Below are 16,294 nucleotides of genomic sequence, written 5' to 3'. Positions count from 1 at the left end.
CCGGCCTTTTTGATTATCAGTGGGTGACTGGCTTATTTTGCGGTCCAGCCGCCATCCATCGAAATGGTGGTGCCGGTGATGGAGGCCGCCGAATCACTGGCAAGATACAGCGCCAGATCGGCCACTTGCTCGATGGTGACAAATTCCTTGGTTGGCTGGGCCAATAGCAGCACGTCGCGCTTCACTTCTTCTTCGGTCATGTTGCGGGCTTTCATCGTGTCGGGGATCTGGCGCTCTACCAGCGGGGTCCAGACATAGCCCGGTGCAATGGCATTGACCGTGATGCCTTGTTCGGCCACTTCCAGCGCGACGGTCTTGGTAAGTCCCGCAACCCCGTGCTTGGCAGCGACATAGGCCGATTTGTAGGGGGAGGCGACGAGCGAATGGGCCGACGAGATATTGATGATCCGGCCTTTGCCCTTCTGTTTCATCTTCGGCAGGGCGGCACGGATGGTGTGGAAGTTGGAGCTGAGATTGATAGCGATGATGGCATCCCACTGGTTGATCGGGAACTTTTCGATCGGTGCGACATGCTGGATGCCTGCATTGTTGACCAGAATGTCAATCATGCCGAACTCGTCTTCGGTCACTTGAATGCTGTGCTTGATAGCTTCCGGGTCAAGCATGTTTGCCGCGCTGTAGATGGCGCGCACGCCAAAGTCCTGTTCAATCGATAGGCGGGCCTGCTCGATCTCGTTGGCATCGCCAAGGCCATTGATCACCACATTGGCTCCCTGGCTGGCAAAGGCCCGGGCAACGCCAAGTCCGATGCCACTGGTCGATCCGGTGATGAAGGCGGTCTGTCCCTGATGCGCGCCTTGATGCGGCTTGGTGTTGGTTGTCATCTCTCTCTCCTCTTGCAGCTCCGGTCCATCTGTCTGGGCAGGGTGACCGTATGCCATCTTGTCTGATCTGCCATAAAGTTGATATGCCGGGCTTTGATCTCCAGTTATGGTGGCATGGTCCTTTGCCGGGCAGCTTAATTGCCTCGCAAGGCTTGGCAAGGGTCTATGGTTGTGCATAGTTCGAAAGTGCAGTGCATCATCATGAGGGGCTGGATCATCATCAGCGGGCGGGAAGAAGGAGTGTGGCAATGATCGAACTGGAAGACCATGACCACAGTCATTGTGTCAGCCAGATGCTGGGGGCTGCGGAAAAACTCTGCAAAGAGCGGGGCCTGAGACTGACCGATCAGCGCAAGGCCGTGCTGGAAGTGCTCTGTTCCAGTCATGTGCCTGCCAGCGCCTATGACATTCTTGATCGCCTCAATCGGGTGCGCAAGGAGAAGAGCGAGACAATGCTTGCCCCGATCTCGATCTATCGGGCGCTCGAGTTCCTGATGGAGCATGGCATCATTCATCGGATCGAAAGCCGCAATGCTTATGTCGCCTGTACCCATTGCATTGAAGGGCACCGGGACGTGATCATCTTCCTCTTGTGTGATGATTGTGGTCGGGCTGCGGAATTCCAGTCGGAAAGCCTGAGCGGTCTGATCGATACAATTGCGGCAACAGCCCACTTTACTCCCAATGCGCCGGTGCTGGAAATCCGGGGCATCTGTTCCGATTGCCGTGGTTTTGTCGGGGCCGAAGACTGAGACTCGAACTCTGCTTTTGCTTCTTTTGTTCTCTGCCCTTAATGGGAGCGGAGGACATGCAAAGATGCGGGCGGGCTCCTTGCACCGGCCTGTGTGATTTGCCATATAAGGCCTGCTTGAAAATTTTCCCCTGCTCACCGACCGTTGGCTGAACGGATCGGGACATAGAGGCTCGCTTGGGCGGGTCGATCCGGATCTCCCGGGAAAGTGAGGATCTATGGCCTTTCTAACCGCTCCCCTTGAACGCCGCATCACCAAGGCGGTGAAGGTGGGCTCCGTGACCGTTGGTGGTGGCGCCCCGATTGTCGTCCAATCGATGACCAACACGGACACCGCGGATGTGGACAGCACGGTGGCGCAGGTCGCCGCCCTGCACAAGGCCGGGTCGGAACTGGTGCGCATCACGGTGGACCGGGACGAGTCAGCGGCGGCCGTCCCAAAGATCAAAGAACGGCTGTTGCGACTCGGTATCGATGTGCCGTTGGTTGGGGACTTCCACTATATCGGCCACAAGCTGCTGGCGGATCATCCTGCCTGCGCCGAAGCGCTCGACAAATACCGGATCAATCCGGGCAATGTGGGCTTCAAGGCACGGCGCGATCAGCAATTTTCGATGATGATCGAGACCGCCAACCGCTATCAGAAAGCGGTGCGGATCGGGGTCAATTGGGGCTCGCTCGATCAGGAATTGTTGACCAGACTGATGGATGAGAACTCCGCCAGTGCCAATCCACAGCCAGCGCAAGCCGTGATGCATGAAACCATCATCCAGTCTGCCTTGCTGTCGGCGGCGCGGGCTGAAGAGCTGGGCATGTCGCCGCATCAGATCATCCTGTCAGCCAAGGTGTCTCAGGTGCAGGATCTGATTGCCGTCAATACAGCGTTGGCGTTGCGTTCCGATTATGCCTTGCATCTGGGCCTGACCGAGGCGGGCATGGGCACCAAGGGCATTGTTGCCTCTGCTGCCTCAATGGGCATGGTGCTGCAACAGGGCATCGGCGACACGATCCGCGTGTCCCTGACACCAGAGCCGGGGGGCGATCGCACCCGTGAGGTTCAGGTGGCGCAGGAACTGCTCCAGAGCATGGGCTTCCGCTCCTTCATTCCGATTGTTGCCGCTTGTCCGGGCTGTGGCCGGACCACCTCGACGGTGTTTCAGGAACTGGCGCAGGATATCCAGAACGACATCCGCACCAACATGCCGGTCTGGCGTGAGCAATATCCCGGTGTCGAGGCGCTGAATGTTGCGGTGATGGGCTGTGTGGTCAATGGACCGGGCGAATCAAAGCATGCGGATATCGGCATTTCCCTGCCGGGCACCGGAGAGGCACCTGCCGCACCGGTCTTCATTGACGGGGAAAAGCGTGCCACCCTGCGCGGCGACAATATCGCTGCGGAATTCCACCAGATGGTCCGCGATTATATTGAACAGCGCTTTGGTGCGAACGCTTCCTGATTGGGGCCGACTATTTTTTCCGTTCCGCAATGAAGCGGGCCGTGGCGATCAGCGTCTCGGCCCGTTTTCCATAAGGGGCAAGCAGCTTCTCGGCTTCCTCAATCAGGGCGAAGAGCTTTTGTCGCGTCGCATCGATGCCATAGAGACTGACGAGCGTGGCTTTCTCGGAGGTCAGATCCTTGCCAGCTGTTTTGCCCAGCTGTTCCGAGGTGGCTGTCACATCGAGCAGATCGTCCGCAAGCTGGAAGGCCAGACCGATGATGGTGCCAAAGCGCGTGACCACAGCGCGATCTTCTTTGGTTGCTTTGGCCAGCATGGCCCCGGCTTCGCACGCATGGCGCAGCAGAGCACCGGTCTTCATGGCTTGCAGATTCAGGATTTCCTCTTCGGTACGCGTGCGATGTTCAGCCTCGATATCAAGCACTTGTCCCCCGACCATGCCACTGATCCCTGCATTTCTGGCAAGGCCGAGCACTAGTTCGGCCCGTACCGCTGGGTCTGGATGGACGTCGTCTCTTGCCAGAATGTCAAATGCCAGTGTCAGCAGACCATCGCCGGCAAGGATTGCCATTGCCTCACCATAGGCCACATGCACCGTTGGTTTGCCGCGCCTCAGATCGTCATCATCCATCGCTGGCAGGTCGTCATGGATGAGGCTGTAGCAATGGACGCACTCCAGAGCACAGGCCGCATGCAGAGTGCCGGGCGCATCATAGCCCAGCATGCGGGCGGTCTCGATCATCAGGAAGGGGCGGATGCGTTTGCCGCCATTCAGTGCGCCGTGGCGCATGGCAGCGATGAGCGAAGCGGGTGCTGAAGCGTCATTTGGCGCGGGTTGCTCGGGAAGGTAGGTGCACAGAGCCTCCTCGATCGCTTCGGCGCTCTGTTTTAGGCGTGCCCTGAAGACATCGTTTGCAGGGGCGGATGTTGAAACGCTGTCAGTCATCATCTTTGCTGCTGGTTCGGGTTGTGCTGTTGCGTGAAGGTTTGGAGAGGCGATGCCTTTTTTTTCTCGGGCCGTCAAGCTAAAACGGGGCCGAACACCGCTTTCCAACAATCACCCTTCGATGTTTTGCGAAGCATAACAGGAGCCACGCCATGCCGATGCCGTTGGAGATCGCCCATGCAAGTGAAGTCTATGAAACAACACTTCTCGCGCTGAAAGACGATCTTGATCTCACAACTCGTAACCAGACCTATACTGTGCTTGAGGCTGTGCTTGTGGTTTTCAGGCGGCGATTGTCTGCCGCAGAAATTTTGCGCTTTGCCGGACTGTTGCCACCGGTGGCGCGTGCAATCTTTGTTGCCGGTTGGGATGAGCACGAGGGAAAGGAAGTCTTTGGATGTCGGGAGGACTGGACGCGGGAGGTCAAGGGGTTAAGGCAGCATCACAATTTTGCACCAGATGATGCGATCAGGGTGGTCGTCGCAACATTGCGACGCCACATGGATGAAGCAGCTCTCGATCAGCTGCTGGGGCAGCTGCCAGACGGGGCGGTGGACTATTGGTCTGCCACGTTTGTGTCCTGAGCTTTTGTCAAAGAGCCTCAAGGGCAATGGCAGCGGACTGGATGATCGCCGCGAAACGGATGGCGGTCTGGATCTGATCGGTGGTCAGGCCATTGTCGCGCAGGATGCTTTCGTGGGAATCGATGCACATGCCACAGCCATTGATGGCGGAGACCGCAAGGCTCCACAGTTCGAAATCGACCTTGTCAACGCCGGGACGGGCGATGAAATTCATCCGCAATTTGGCAGGCATGGAGCCGTAATCCTTGTTGGATGCCAAATGGACAAAACGGTAATAGATGTTGTTCATGCCCATCAGGGTGGCAGCACCCTTGGCAGCAGCCAAAGCTTCAGCGGACAGTTTGTCAGCGGCTTCGGCAAGGAAGGCGTCGCGGACAGCTTGGCTGCGGGTGGCAATGGCGCAGGCAACCATAAGGCCATATTTCTGCTGATCGGTGAGGCTTTCGTCACTGGCAATGTTCGACAGGTTCAGCTTCACATCCTTGGCAAAGTCTGGCATCTGCGATTTCAACGCGTCGATGGTCATGGTGCAATTCCTATCATCAGGGTGTAGGGGGGCATTCCCGCGCCTTTTTCAGTCGCTGGGTAATGGTGAAACTATCTTGGGAGGAGGAGAGCCTATCGGCCCAGAATGCGGATGGGCGCGTGGCCCATCCGGCTTGATCGGGTCGGCTTAGCCGAGGGTCGCACCACCGACTTCGCGGTTGCAAGGGCAGAGTTCATCGGTCTGCAATGCATCGAGAACGCGCAGGGTGTCTTTTGGATTGCGGCCAACATTGAGGTTGGTTGCATAGACATGCTGGATGGTGTTTTCCGCGTCCACCACATAGGTGTAACGGTAGGCAACGCCGTCCGGGTGACGCACGCCGAGGCCATCCACGAGGGAGCCGTTGGTGTCAGCAAACATCCAGATTGGCAGTTTGTTGAGATCCGGATGATCCCGACGCCAAGCCAGTTTGCAGAATTCGTTGTCGGTGGAACCGCCAAGAACCACAGCATCGCGGTCTTCGAATTCTTCGTTCAGACGTGCAAATTCAGCGATTTCGGTTGGGCAGACGAAGGTGAAGTCTTTTGGATAGAAGAAGATAACCTTCCATTTGCCTTCGAAGCTTTTCTCGGTGAGGGCTTCAAATGCTTCTTCGCCATTCTCGACGATTTCGTTGAAGCCCGGCTTTACGCCAGTGATGGAAAATTCAGGAAGTTTATCGCCAATACCAAGCATTGCATGTCTCCAAGGGGTGGGAGGGGAGGATTGTCTTTTTAGAATCGTTCAAATTCTGTTGACCCTTTCAACCATATTTGACGCGATAGATCAAATCTCAAATTTCGAATTTGCTGATCGATAAAATCGATCATATAATCCAATCTCGCCAGAAGCGCCCGATTTTTTCGATGCTTGTTGTGTTATCCCGGTTTGATGGAGATCCCTGATGCCCATTCGCCCCACTTTGCGACAATTGCAGTATCTTTGCACACTGGCCGAGAAGGAGTCATTTCGGGGGGCGGCGGAAGTCTGTCATGTGTCTCAATCGACGCTCAGTTCGGGGATACGCCAGCTTGAAGATATTTTACAGGTGACGCTCGTTGATCGGGAAAGTGACCAGTTTCGCCTGACCGTGCTGGGCAACGAGATTCTGGGGCGGGCGAAAACCTTGCTGCGGGATACGGACGAACTCGTGGCGATGGCGCAGCGGCAGGAAAAACCACTCAGCGGGCGGCTACGGCTGGGTGTCATTCCCTCCATCGGTCCGTTTCTGCTGCCCAAGGCGTTGCCGGGACTGCGTCGGTCCTTTCCTGATCTGAAACTTTATTTGCGGGAAAAGCTGACCCGCCATGTGCTTGATGACGTGAAGGCGGGTCGGCTGGATGCGGCCGTGATTGCCTTGCCTTACAGAATCGAGGGCTTTGCCAGCCAGTCGCTGGGGCTGGATCGCTTTCATGTGGCATTGCCCCTGCGCCATCCTCTGGTCAAACACCAAAAGATCGAAGCGCTTGATTTGCGGCGTGAGCCGCTCATTCTGTTGGAAGACGGTCATTGTATTCGCGATCACGTGCTGGCCAGCCTGAAACGAGGAGACCCGACACCGGGGCAGGTTGCAGATGAGGAAATCGAGGCAACCAGCCTGATGACCATTGTCCAGATGGTGGCCAACGGACTGGGGGGGACCTTGTTGCCGGGGCTTGCCTTGCGGGCCGGGCTGGTCGATGGGCTGGATATCGTGGTGCGAGACTTCAAGGAGCCGACCGCCGAGCGCGAGATCGTCATGGTCTGGCGGCCGCGCTCGGCGATGGAGAGCAATATCCGGTTGTTGGCAAACCATCTCACGGCCTTTGTTTGAAGGGGGAATCCCATAAAAGGGCTTGAATTTTCAACCGGGCAAGGTAAAGAGTGGTGCAAAGACGTGATGTTTGGCGAGAGAATCCAGAAAAAGCGATCATTTTTGCAAGATTGCTCTGGTCAAGCGCGCTCGGGTTCTGTATAAGGCCCGCAATCTCTTACAACAGAGTAGGTTCCGCAACGGGGCTCGCCCCGCATAGTGGACTATTGACGACGGAGTTTTGACCATGGCTGTGCCAAAGAAAAAAGTGACCCGCATGAAGCGTGGCTTCCGCCGCTCTGCGGACGCACTCAAGCAGTCGGTCTATGTCGAAGACAAGGATTCTGGCGAACTGCGCCGTCCTCATCATATCGACCTGAAGACCGGCATGTATCGTGGTCGTCAGATTATGGAAGCCAAAGACTAAGTCTTTGCTTCTTGACGATTGAAGTTTAAAAAGGTCGGACTTGTCCGGCCTTTTTTTATGCCCATTTTTCCTTTATGTCTGAATGGCGTGGCGCTGACAGGCTGGTTCCATGGCAGGCGAATCCTTATCGCTTGCGAAGCGCCATCGGCGACCGCCTTGCGATATTCATTCTTCTTTCCGGCACGGAGTGTCTTTCAATGATCTTCAATATTCCGCTGTTGATTGCCCCTTTGCTTGTCTATAACGCCTTTGCATTCGGCCTGATGGGGAATGCAATTGGGGATCCCTGGAGTGCGCCAATCTTCACCATCGAGATGGTGTCTGACGCGCGCTGGACATTGACGCTGGGGGACGTGATGATCGTCGCGGCCCTGATCCTGCTGTTTGTCGAGATCCTGAAGGCCACGCGCACCGGGGTCAGCTCGATTGTTGATCACATTCTGTCGACCTTGCTGTTTGTTGCCTATTTGATCGAGTTTCTGCTGGTGCCGCAGACGGCGACGAGCGTCTTTTTCATCCTGATGTGCATTTCTCTGATCGACGTGATTGCTGGCTATTCGATCACCATTCGCGGCGCGACGCGCGATGTGGCCATTGGCCCGGGCGGCATGCTCTAGCTCTGTTCTGCGCCCCGCTGCCCGATGGGGCTCTTCCCCAGTTGCTGCAAAAGACATTGCGTCCGGTTGTGATTTCGGCGATGGTCTTGCTAAGGGATCGTCCTGATCCCTCTTTGTTTATCCAGACAATGGCCAGAGAATGGTCAGGGAATGAGCCGAGCATCAAACAGCTTGGCCAGAGGAGGAGGTTTGATCATGCGGGATTTCCAGCTGCCAGGACGCTCGCCGGTATATGGGGAAGCGGGAATGTGCGCTACGTCGCACCCGGTTGCCAGTCAGGTTGCCTTGTCGGTGCTGCTCAAGGGTGGCAACGCGGTGGATGCGGCGGTTGCCGCAGGTGCGGTGCTCAGTGTGGTGGAGCCACACATGACCGGCATTGGCGGGGATTGCTTTGCCATCATCAGCGAGCCGGATGGGTCGGTGCATGGTTATAACGGCTCTGGCCGGGCTGCAGCTGCTGCCAAGACCGAATGGTTCGTTGAGCAGGGCATCACCGAGATTTCCGAGAGCAGTATTCACGCGGTGACCGTGCCCGGATCGCTCAAATGCTGGGAGCGGCTGGTGCAGGATCATGGCAAACTGGGGCTTGATGCGGCCCTTCAGCCTGCGATCGATTATGCCGAAGGGGGCTTTGCTGTTACTTCGCGTGTGGCGTGGGATTGGCAGGATCTGGTCGAGGGGTTGAAGCGCGATCCCGGTGCAACAAAGCATTATTTGGTGGCTGGCCGTGCACCGCAGGCCGGAGAGCGACACACGGTGCCTGCGCTCGCCAAGACCTTGCGGGCGGTGGCTGAAGGGGGCAGCGATGCCTTTTATCGCGGGGCGATTGCCGCCGAGATTGCGGCTCTGGTTCAGCAGTATGGCGGTCTCCTGACCGAGGAAGACATGGCCGGGATCAGTTGCGATCCTCTGGTGCCGGTGTCTGCCAGCTATCGCGGGGTGGAGGTTGTTGAATTGCCGCCCAATGGACAGGGCATCACGGCACTGACCCTGTTGAAGATCCTTGAGCAGTTTGATCTGGGGTCTCTTGCGCCGCATGGTGCGGAGCGGCATCACCTGCAATTGGAGGCAGGGCGTCTGGCCTATGCGATGCGCGATGCTCATATCACGGATCCAGACCATATGCGGGTTGCGGTTGAAACGCTGATCTTGGACGCCTATGCCCAGCAATTGGCAGCATCCATTTCGCCAGATCGGCGCAACGACAGCTTGCCCAGTCTTGTGCCGTCTCAATCTGATACAGTCTATTTGACGGTTGCTGACCGGGATGGTCGCATGGTGTCTTTCATCAATTCCGTCTATCGCGGCTTTGGTGCGCGGGTCTGTACCATGGACAGTGGTGTGATGCTGCAGAATCGGGGCGCCTGCTTCGTGGTCGATCCGGCGCATCCCAATTGCATCGATGGCGGCAAGCGGCCGCTGCATACTATCATTCCGGCAATGGCCCGCAAAGATGGCAAGACATGGCTGTCCTTCGGGGTGATGGGTGGGGCCTATCAGGCGCAGGGCCATGCACAGGTCATCGCCAATATGGTTGATTACGGCATGGATCCGCAGGAGGCGCTGGATGCGCCGCGGCTATTCTGGAACGAGACCGGAGAGATTGTCGCTGAAAGGCCGCTGGCTGGCGATGTCTTCAGCGCTCTGGAGGCCAAGGGCCACAAAATGGTCTGGGCTGACAAGCCTCATGGTGGCGGTCAGATCATTGCCCGCGATTCGGAAACCGGCTTTTACTGGGGCGGTTCAGACTGTCGCAAGGACGGGATGGCAATCGGGATCTAGTTCGGGATCTTAAACAACATTTTGCAGGCGCGGCATATCCGAGACGGTTTGTGGCCGGCGGCGCGCCTGCCCATAGGCTCTGGCAGCCTCCCGCGGGGAACTGGCGGTGGGGCGACGAAAACTGCGCTGGCCGTTGGTTCCCAGACCATTGCTGCCAAGAATTTGTGCCTGAATATGGGCATAGGTGCCCATTGGGGGTGTCGCATGGGGTGGTGTGGGGTGTGCCTGCCGGGTGTCATCGGCCTGCGGATGCGGGCGTGGCAAAGGCTCCTGACGGGCGTCCGTCAGCAAAGGCGTTCCATAAGGATTGTGACTCGTCGGATTATGAGACGCTGGTGCAATGATCAAGCCGGTCATTTTCTCTGCCTTCCCGTTGATTGTTCCAATTTGGGACAATCGAGACGTTGTTTCGTCTTTTCAGGCAGAGCGGAGCAAGAAGCGGGCCAGTCGTTAAGACTTTGTTAAGAGTTTGGTTAATCGGGCCGTGTGGAAAGGCCGGTAATTTGGGAAAAATTAACCTTAAGTCCGTCTAATCAGACATGAATGTGGCTTTGAGTGCCTGTTGGGGCGCATGCGGTCCGATATGGTCTGATGGCGGGTTGGGGCCCGGTCATGATCATGACCGGGCCGGATCGAGGGCAGCAAAGAGCACGACCAGGCATACCGAAACAACCATTCCAGAATAAGAAGATGGCAGTGAAAGCGCGGGATATCCTCACATCGATCGGAGAAGTCGTCTATGACTGGCAGGCAAATGGGGATCATTTGCGCTGGAGCAGCAACGTGGTCGACGTGTTCGATATGGACCTTGCTGCGCGTCTGACGACCGGTCAGTCCTTTGCCGATTGTGTGACGCCTGACACGCTGGCGACCCGCTATCGTGCGATTTTCGGATCCGGTCAGGCTGATGACGGGAATGGAGTGCCGTTCGAATGCATCTATTGTTTTGCGCCCGAGGGGCTGCAATCGCAGAAGCGTCTCTGGCTGGAAGAGAGCGGACGCTGGTTTGCGGGGGCTGACGGGCGGGCGGAACGCATTCATGGATTGATGCGGATTGTCGATGAACGGCAGAATCGCGAACATCGGCAACGCTTCCTGTCCCAGTTTGACGAACTGACGGGCTTGTTCAACCGCACCTATTTTTGTGACCAGTTGGTCCAGACCCTCAAGCGGCGGGAGAAGACCGGGACGACGGCCTGTTATCTGGTTGCCCATATCGACAATTTCCGGGTGGTCAATGAAGCCTATGGCTTTGACATTGCCGATCAGGTGATCCGCGAAGTGGCCAAGCGGGTGTCCCTGCGCCTGCGTGACGGGGATATGGTGGGGCGCATTTCGGGCACCAAGTTCGGCCTGCTGATCAACAATTGTTCCGAACAGGAAATGGCAGCAACCGCCGAGCGGTTCCTTGAAGCGGCGCGTGACGATCTGATCCAGACGGATGCCGGACCCGTGCATGTGACCCTGACCATGGGGGGCGTGCATCTGAATGATACGGTGCCGGATTTGCGCACCGCCGAAATCTGCGCCCTTGATGCGCTCGACCGGGCCAAGCGGCACAATCGCGGCTCGTTCCGCTCCTTCCATTCGGTGCCCTTTGCGTTGGACAAGCGTGAAAAGATGATCCGTATGGCGGATGAAGTGATTTCCGCCCTCAATGAGCGCCGCATCGCACTGGCCTTCCAGCCGATTGTCTCATCAAAGACCGGCGAGACGATCTATCATGAAGTGCTGATGCGGGTGAATGACAGTGAAGGCGAGCCCATCCCGGCAGCGACCTTTGTGCAATATACCGAGCGGCTCGGACTGGCGGCGATGCTCGATCACCGCATTCTGGAAATGACACTGGATGTCTTGTTCACCTACCCGGAAGCGCGGCTCAGCATCAATGTGTCACCGGACGTGGGCATGGACAAGGACTGGACCACCTATTTGCAGGCCCGTATCGGAGCCAACCCGGATGTTGCCCGACGGCTCGTGGTGGAAATCACCGAAACCGCAGCGATCCGCAACATGGATGTGGCGGTGCAGTTCGTTCACAAATTGCACGATCTGGGGGCCAAGGTTGCGATTGACGATTTCGGGGCGGGTTATACCTCATTCCGCAATCTGCAGGCGCTCGATGTTGATCTGGTCAAGATCGATGGCAGCTTTGTTCAAGATATCGTCACCAATCGCCAGAACCGCGCCTTCGTACGCATGTTTTCTGAACTGGCCGGTGAGCTGAATATCGATGTCGTGGCTGAGTGGGTCGAGAATCAGGAGATTGCCGATATCCTGTCCGAAATGGGCGTTGGCTATTTTCAGGGCTATCATTTTGGCAAGGCGAGTCAGGACATTCCCTGGACTTCAAATCCTGGCAGCAAAGCGCTGGGGTGATCGGGTAGGCCGATCACAAGCCTGGATATAACAAAACCCTCCAGACGCTCTGTCTGTGAGGGTTTTGTCTTTTTGCCTCAAGGCGATCGCGATCAATCGTCTTTCTTGTCCGCGAGTTCGGAAATCTTCTTCTGCATGTCTGCGATCTGGTCCTTCAGGACATCAAGCTCGCTTGTTTTCTTTTCCTCTTGGGCCTTGGGTTGCGCGGCCGCGGCTGCCGGTCCGAAAGGCATGAACATCTTCATGGCATTTTCGAACATTTCGGAATTGCGGCGGACTTGCTCTTCCATGGCTTCGAAGGGGGACCCTCCGAAGGAATCGGCAAGCTGCTTGCGCAGATTGTCCTGATCGTTGGTGAGATTCTGCATGGAAAATTCCAGATAGCTTGGCACCAATGTCTGCATGCTGTCGCCATAGAAGCGGATCAGCTGGCGCAGGAAGGCGATGGGCAGCAAGTTCTGGCCTTTATTTTCATGCTCGAAGATGATCTGGGTCAGGACCGAGCGGGTGATGTCGTCGCCACTTTTGGCATCGAATACGACAAAATCCTCCTCCGCTTTCACCATCTCAGAGAGATCTTCCAACGTCACATAGGTGCTTGTGCCCGTATTATAGAGCCGTCTGTTGGCATATTTCTTGATGATGGTCTGATCTGACTTTTTTGTCATGTGGGTGCCTTTTTCCTATCGACCGACCTGCTCTCCTCGCCATGCCGGTTCCAAAAAGAGCTTGTAGCTTAGTGGTTTCGTGCTGCATTGCCAAGTCCTGTTGCTTGCCTTTTGTGCAACCGCGCAAAGGCTTGCAGTCGGACCGCAGATAGGACAAATTGAAATCAGCGCCTTTGGCCATTGGTCTTTCAGACTAGGCCCATGGCTTAATTGACATTATGCCGGATTCTAGCCGATTTTTGGCGTTGTGTTTGAAGGTGTATGCTCGTCAGGGAGGTTTGCGGCAGTGCAGCACAAACGGCGGGCTTCAGAGAGATTTTCTGTCAAACAAATAGGGAAACTATTATGACTCAAGGCACTGACATTGTCATCGTCGCGGCAGCGCGCACCCCTGTCGGGTCTTTCCTTGGCTCCTTTGCCGCCATGCCGGCATCCGAGCTGGGCGCCATTGCAATCAAAGGGGCGCTTGCCCAGGCCGATATTGACCCGGCGGATGTTGACGAGGTGATTCTGGGTCAGGTTCTGACCGCAGGTCAGGGCCAGAATCCGGCCCGTCAGGCGGCGTTGAAGGCCGGTGTTGGCGAGCGGGCTCCTGCCTGGTTGATCAATCAGGTGTGTGGTTCGGGCCTGCGGACCGTGGCGCTTGGCATGCAACAGATCGCAATGGGAGATGCGAAGATCGTTGTGGCCGGTGGTCAGGAAAATATGTCTCTGTCGGTGCATGCAGCCAATATGCGCGCGGGCACCAAGATGGGGGATGCCAAATTCACCGATACGATGATCAAGGATGGCCTGTGGTGTGCCTTCAATGACTATCATATGGGTCAAACCGCCGAGAATGTTGCCGACCAGTGGGACATCAGCCGTGATGTGCAGGACGCCTTTGCCGTTGCCTCGCAGAACAAGGCCGAGGCCGCCCAGAAAGCCGGCAAATTCAAGGATGAGATCGTGCCGGTCTCCGTCATCGAGCGCCGCAAGGAGCGGGTGGTCGAGGATGATGAATATGTCCGTCACGGGGCCAATCTTGAAGGCATGCAGAAACTGCGTCCGGCTTTTACCAAGGATGGCTCGGTCACTGCGGGCAATGCGTCGGGCATCAATGATGGCGCGGCCGTTGTTGTTCTGATGAGCGCCGAGGAAGCCCAGAAGCGTGGTCTGACGCCGCTTGCCACCATCAAGGCATGGGCCTCTGTTGGTATTGATCCTGCCATTATGGGTACGGGGCCGATTCCGGCTTCCACCAAGGCGTTGGAAAAGGCTGGCTGGAGCGCAACGGACCTTGACCTGATTGAAGCCAACGAAGCCTTTGCGGCACAGGCCTGTGCGGTCAATAAGGATATGGGCTGGGATGTCGAGAAGGTGAATGTCAATGGTGGTGCGATTGCGATCGGTCACCCGATCGGTGCTTCTGGTTGCCGTGTTCTGGTCACGTTGCTGCATGAAATGAAGCGTCGCGATGCCAAGAAGGGTCTGGCGACCCTTTGTATCGGTGGCGGCATGGGCGTTGCCCTGTGCGTCGAACGATAAGGCAAACTGAGCGTCTTCGGGCCGAGGGGATACAGGCCCGGAGATTGTGACCATGGGGCGGCGGGCGCCGTAAAAGAAAAGACAAGGACGCCTGTTTGTTCGTCGTGGAACTTGAATGGGATCGCAGGGCGGCACCGCCGCTCTGCGCAACCGGTTTGGATGGCATGGGCCAACTTCAGACCAATCTGGTTCGCTAAACCGCAGGAGTGAGCGGTGGCGGACACTGACATAGGGGAGAGATATGTCTAAAGTTGCAGTTGTTACCGGTGGGACCCGCGGGATCGGGGAAGCCATTTCAATCGAACTCAAGCAAGCCGGTTTTCTGGTTGCCGCCAATTATTGCGGCAATGACGAACGCGCCCGGGCCTTTTCAGAGCGGACCGGGATCAAGGCCTACAAATGGGATGTGGGCGATTTCGAAGCCTGCAAGGCAGGCCTTCGGCAGATCGAGGAAGATCTCGGCATCATCGATGTGGTGGTCAACAATGCGGGCATCACCCGTGATGGCATGCTGCACAAGCTTGGGGTGGATGAATGGCACGAAGTCATCAATACCAACCTCAATTCCATGTATTACATGACCAAGCCGGTGATTGACGAAATGCGGGCGCGTGCCCATGGCCGGATCATCAATATCTCCTCGATCAATGGCCAGAAGGGTCAGATGGGTCAGACCAACTATTCCGCCGCCAAGGCTGGGGTGATCGGTTTCACCAAGGCGCTGGCGCAGGAAACCGCCCGCAAGGGGGTGACCGTCAATTGCATCTGTCCGGGCTATATCGACACCGACATGGTGGCCGCTGTGCCAGAAAAGGTGCTGGAAAGCATTGTGTCGAGCATTCCGGTCGGTCGTCTGGGGCAGGCAGAAGAAATTGCCGCCATGGTGGCGTTCCTCGCATCCGAGAAAGCCGGTTTCATCACCGGGGCGGTGATGACGGTCAATGGCGGGCAATATATCGCCAACGGTTAGGGTCGTGTCTCTCTTTGCTGATGGGGTAATAAGCCTTTGATAAGTGCCGCGGGATCTTGTTTCCCGCGGTTTTTTTGTGGCTTCATGTGGCTTCTCGCCTTTTGCCTCCCTGAACCTGAAAAGAGATCGCCCATGTCCAGACGCCTGTTGGCCACCCTGATCGGATTTGTCGCCATTCTGATGTGGGCTTTGTTGGCTCTTTTTACCGCGGCAAGTGGCACGGTGCCGCCCTTTCAGCTGACGGCGATGACCTTTTTGATCGGTGGCTCCATCGGGCTGGTGAGCTGGCTGTTTCGTCCCGGTGCGTGGCGGGTGTTAAGGCAGCCTTGGCCGGTCTGGGCGCTTGGGGTGATTGGCCTGTTTGGCTATCACTTTCTCTATTACACCGCCTTGCGGCTGGCCCCTCCGGTGGAGGCGGGACTGATTGCCTATTTGTGGCCGTTGCTGATCGTTGTGCTTTCTGCCCTTTTGCCAGGGGAGCGGTTGCGCTGGTTCCATCTCACTGGTGCCTTGCTGGGCTTGGCTGGGACGGTGCTGATTGTCTCAAAAGGGCGCGGTATCAGCGTGGATATGGCTTATTTGCCGGGCTATCTGGCAGCCATTGTCTGTGCCTTCACCTGGTCGAGCTACTCGATCCTGTCGCGGCGTTTTTCCGCTGTGCCGACCGATATTGTCGTTGGTTTCTGTCTGGTAACCGCAGCGTTGAGTGCGTTGGCGCATTTGGCGTTCGAAACCACCGTCTGGCCGCAGTATGGGAGCGAATGGCTGGCCGTGTTGGGACTTGGCTTAATGCCGGTTGGGGCGGCCTTTTATGTCTGGGATTATGGCGTCAAGCATGGCGACATTCAGGTGCTGGGGGCGGCATCCTATGCTGCCCCGCTGCTGTCGACCGCTATACTGGTGCTGGCCGGATTTGGTGTTTTCAGCTGGACCATTGCGGCGGCGGCCCTGTTGATCACCTTTGGTGCCGTGTTGGCGTCAAAGGATATGATCCTGCGCTCGAAATAGCTGAGTAACAAAAGT

17 protein-coding genes are annotated in these 16,294 nt (G+C 56.9%); 11 read left to right on the top strand and 6 right to left on the bottom strand.

What is annotated here, in order from left to right; translation table 11 throughout:
* Window positions 1-32: 32 nt before the first annotated feature.
* Window positions 33-845 carry a 3-hydroxybutyrate dehydrogenase gene (locus tag FDK21_RS07410; protein WP_138148037.1) on the bottom strand — a complete coding sequence of 271 codons (813 nt, stop codon included), beginning with the start codon at window positions 843-845 and terminating at the stop codon, window positions 33-35.
* Between the two features lie 248 nt (window positions 846-1,093).
* Here FDK21_RS07410 and FDK21_RS07405 point away from each other — a divergent pair, with 248 nt between their 5' ends.
* Window positions 1,094-1,597, top strand: coding sequence for a Fur family transcriptional regulator (locus FDK21_RS07405; RefSeq protein ID WP_114008441.1), 504 nt, complete (start codon window positions 1,094-1,096; stop codon window positions 1,595-1,597).
* 217 nt (window positions 1,598-1,814) lie between these two features.
* Window positions 1,815-3,053 carry a flavodoxin-dependent (E)-4-hydroxy-3-methylbut-2-enyl-diphosphate synthase gene (gene ispG, locus FDK21_RS07400; RefSeq protein ID WP_138148036.1) on the top strand — a complete coding sequence of 413 codons (1,239 nt, stop codon included), beginning with the start codon at window positions 1,815-1,817 and terminating at the stop codon, window positions 3,051-3,053.
* A 10-nt stretch (window positions 3,054-3,063) separates the two neighbouring features.
* Here ispG and FDK21_RS07395 read toward each other — a convergent pair whose 3' ends face one another.
* Window positions 3,064-3,999, bottom strand: coding sequence for a polyprenyl synthetase family protein (locus tag FDK21_RS07395; protein WP_138148035.1), 936 nt, complete (start codon window positions 3,997-3,999; stop codon window positions 3,064-3,066).
* Window positions 4,000-4,151: 152 nt separating this feature from the next.
* Between FDK21_RS07395 and FDK21_RS07390 the strand changes: the two genes are divergently transcribed.
* Complete coding sequence (locus tag FDK21_RS07390) at window positions 4,152-4,583, top strand: DUF2267 domain-containing protein (protein ID WP_138148034.1); 432 nt, start codon at window positions 4,152-4,154, stop codon at window positions 4,581-4,583.
* Window positions 4,584-4,590: 7 nt separating this feature from the next.
* Here FDK21_RS07390 and FDK21_RS07385 read toward each other — a convergent pair whose 3' ends face one another.
* Both FDK21_RS07385 and FDK21_RS07380 read right to left on the bottom strand, forming a co-directional pair.
* Window positions 4,591-5,109, bottom strand: coding sequence for a carboxymuconolactone decarboxylase family protein (locus FDK21_RS07385; RefSeq protein ID WP_138148033.1), 519 nt, complete (start codon window positions 5,107-5,109; stop codon window positions 4,591-4,593).
* A gap of 147 nt (window positions 5,110-5,256) precedes the next feature.
* Complete coding sequence (locus tag FDK21_RS07380; protein ID WP_114008445.1) at window positions 5,257-5,805, bottom strand: peroxiredoxin; 549 nt, start codon at window positions 5,803-5,805, stop codon at window positions 5,257-5,259.
* Window positions 5,806-6,013: 208 nt separating this feature from the next.
* On the opposite strand from FDK21_RS07380, the gene FDK21_RS07375 reads away from it, so the two are divergent.
* From FDK21_RS07375 to ggt, 4 genes are all read left to right on the top strand, one after another.
* On the top strand, window positions 6,014-6,922 hold the full coding sequence (locus FDK21_RS07375; RefSeq protein ID WP_114008446.1) for a hydrogen peroxide-inducible genes activator: 909 nt from the start codon (window positions 6,014-6,016) through the stop codon (window positions 6,920-6,922).
* 226 nt (window positions 6,923-7,148) lie between these two features.
* Window positions 7,149-7,328 (top strand): 50S ribosomal protein L32, encoded by a 180-nt coding sequence (rpmF, locus tag FDK21_RS07370; protein ID WP_114008447.1) that lies wholly within the window; start codon window positions 7,149-7,151, stop codon window positions 7,326-7,328.
* A gap of 197 nt (window positions 7,329-7,525) precedes the next feature.
* Entirely contained in the window at window positions 7,526-7,945 is a 420-nt protein-coding gene (locus FDK21_RS07365; RefSeq protein ID WP_114008662.1) for a hypothetical protein, read from the top strand.
* Between the two features lie 246 nt (window positions 7,946-8,191).
* Window positions 8,192-9,727, top strand: a complete 1,536-nt coding sequence (ggt, locus tag FDK21_RS07360) for a gamma-glutamyltransferase (RefSeq protein ID WP_348639242.1) — start codon at window positions 8,192-8,194, stop codon at window positions 9,725-9,727.
* A gap of 9 nt (window positions 9,728-9,736) precedes the next feature.
* On the opposite strand, the gene FDK21_RS07355 is transcribed toward ggt, so the two are convergent.
* Window positions 9,737-10,084, bottom strand: a complete 348-nt coding sequence (locus tag FDK21_RS07355; protein ID WP_138148031.1) for a hypothetical protein — start codon at window positions 10,082-10,084, stop codon at window positions 9,737-9,739.
* A gap of 333 nt (window positions 10,085-10,417) precedes the next feature.
* Between FDK21_RS07355 and FDK21_RS07350 the strand changes: the two genes are divergently transcribed.
* Complete coding sequence (locus tag FDK21_RS07350) at window positions 10,418-12,106, top strand: GGDEF and EAL domain-containing protein (protein WP_171021992.1); 1,689 nt, start codon at window positions 10,418-10,420, stop codon at window positions 12,104-12,106.
* Between the two features lie 92 nt (window positions 12,107-12,198).
* Here FDK21_RS07350 and phaR read toward each other — a convergent pair whose 3' ends face one another.
* Window positions 12,199-12,774, bottom strand: coding sequence for a polyhydroxyalkanoate synthesis repressor PhaR (gene phaR / locus FDK21_RS07345; protein ID WP_138148029.1), 576 nt, complete (start codon window positions 12,772-12,774; stop codon window positions 12,199-12,201).
* A 345-nt stretch (window positions 12,775-13,119) separates the two neighbouring features.
* On the opposite strand from phaR, the gene FDK21_RS07340 reads away from it, so the two are divergent.
* The 3 genes from FDK21_RS07340 to FDK21_RS07330 all read left to right on the top strand — a co-directional run bounded on the left by FDK21_RS07340 (window position 13,120) and on the right by FDK21_RS07330 (window position 16,279).
* The gene (locus tag FDK21_RS07340) at window positions 13,120-14,301 is read left to right on the top strand and encodes an acetyl-CoA C-acetyltransferase (protein ID WP_114008452.1); all 1,182 of its coding nucleotides are present in this window, start codon (window positions 13,120-13,122) and stop codon (window positions 14,299-14,301) included.
* A 241-nt stretch (window positions 14,302-14,542) separates the two neighbouring features.
* Window positions 14,543-15,271: an acetoacetyl-CoA reductase gene (gene phbB, locus FDK21_RS07335; protein WP_114008453.1), complete on the top strand. Its 729-nt coding sequence runs from the start codon at window positions 14,543-14,545 to the stop codon at window positions 15,269-15,271.
* A 132-nt stretch (window positions 15,272-15,403) separates the two neighbouring features.
* Entirely contained in the window at window positions 15,404-16,279 is an 876-nt protein-coding gene (locus FDK21_RS07330; protein WP_138148028.1) for an EamA family transporter, read from the top strand.
* Window positions 16,280-16,294 lie beyond the last annotated feature (15 nt).

This window comes from Cohaesibacter sp. CAU 1516, assembly GCF_005771485.1.
GTDB lineage: Bacteria > Pseudomonadota > Alphaproteobacteria > Rhizobiales > Cohaesibacteraceae > Cohaesibacter > Cohaesibacter intestini.
This window is presented reverse-complemented; position numbering and strand designations above follow the sequence as displayed.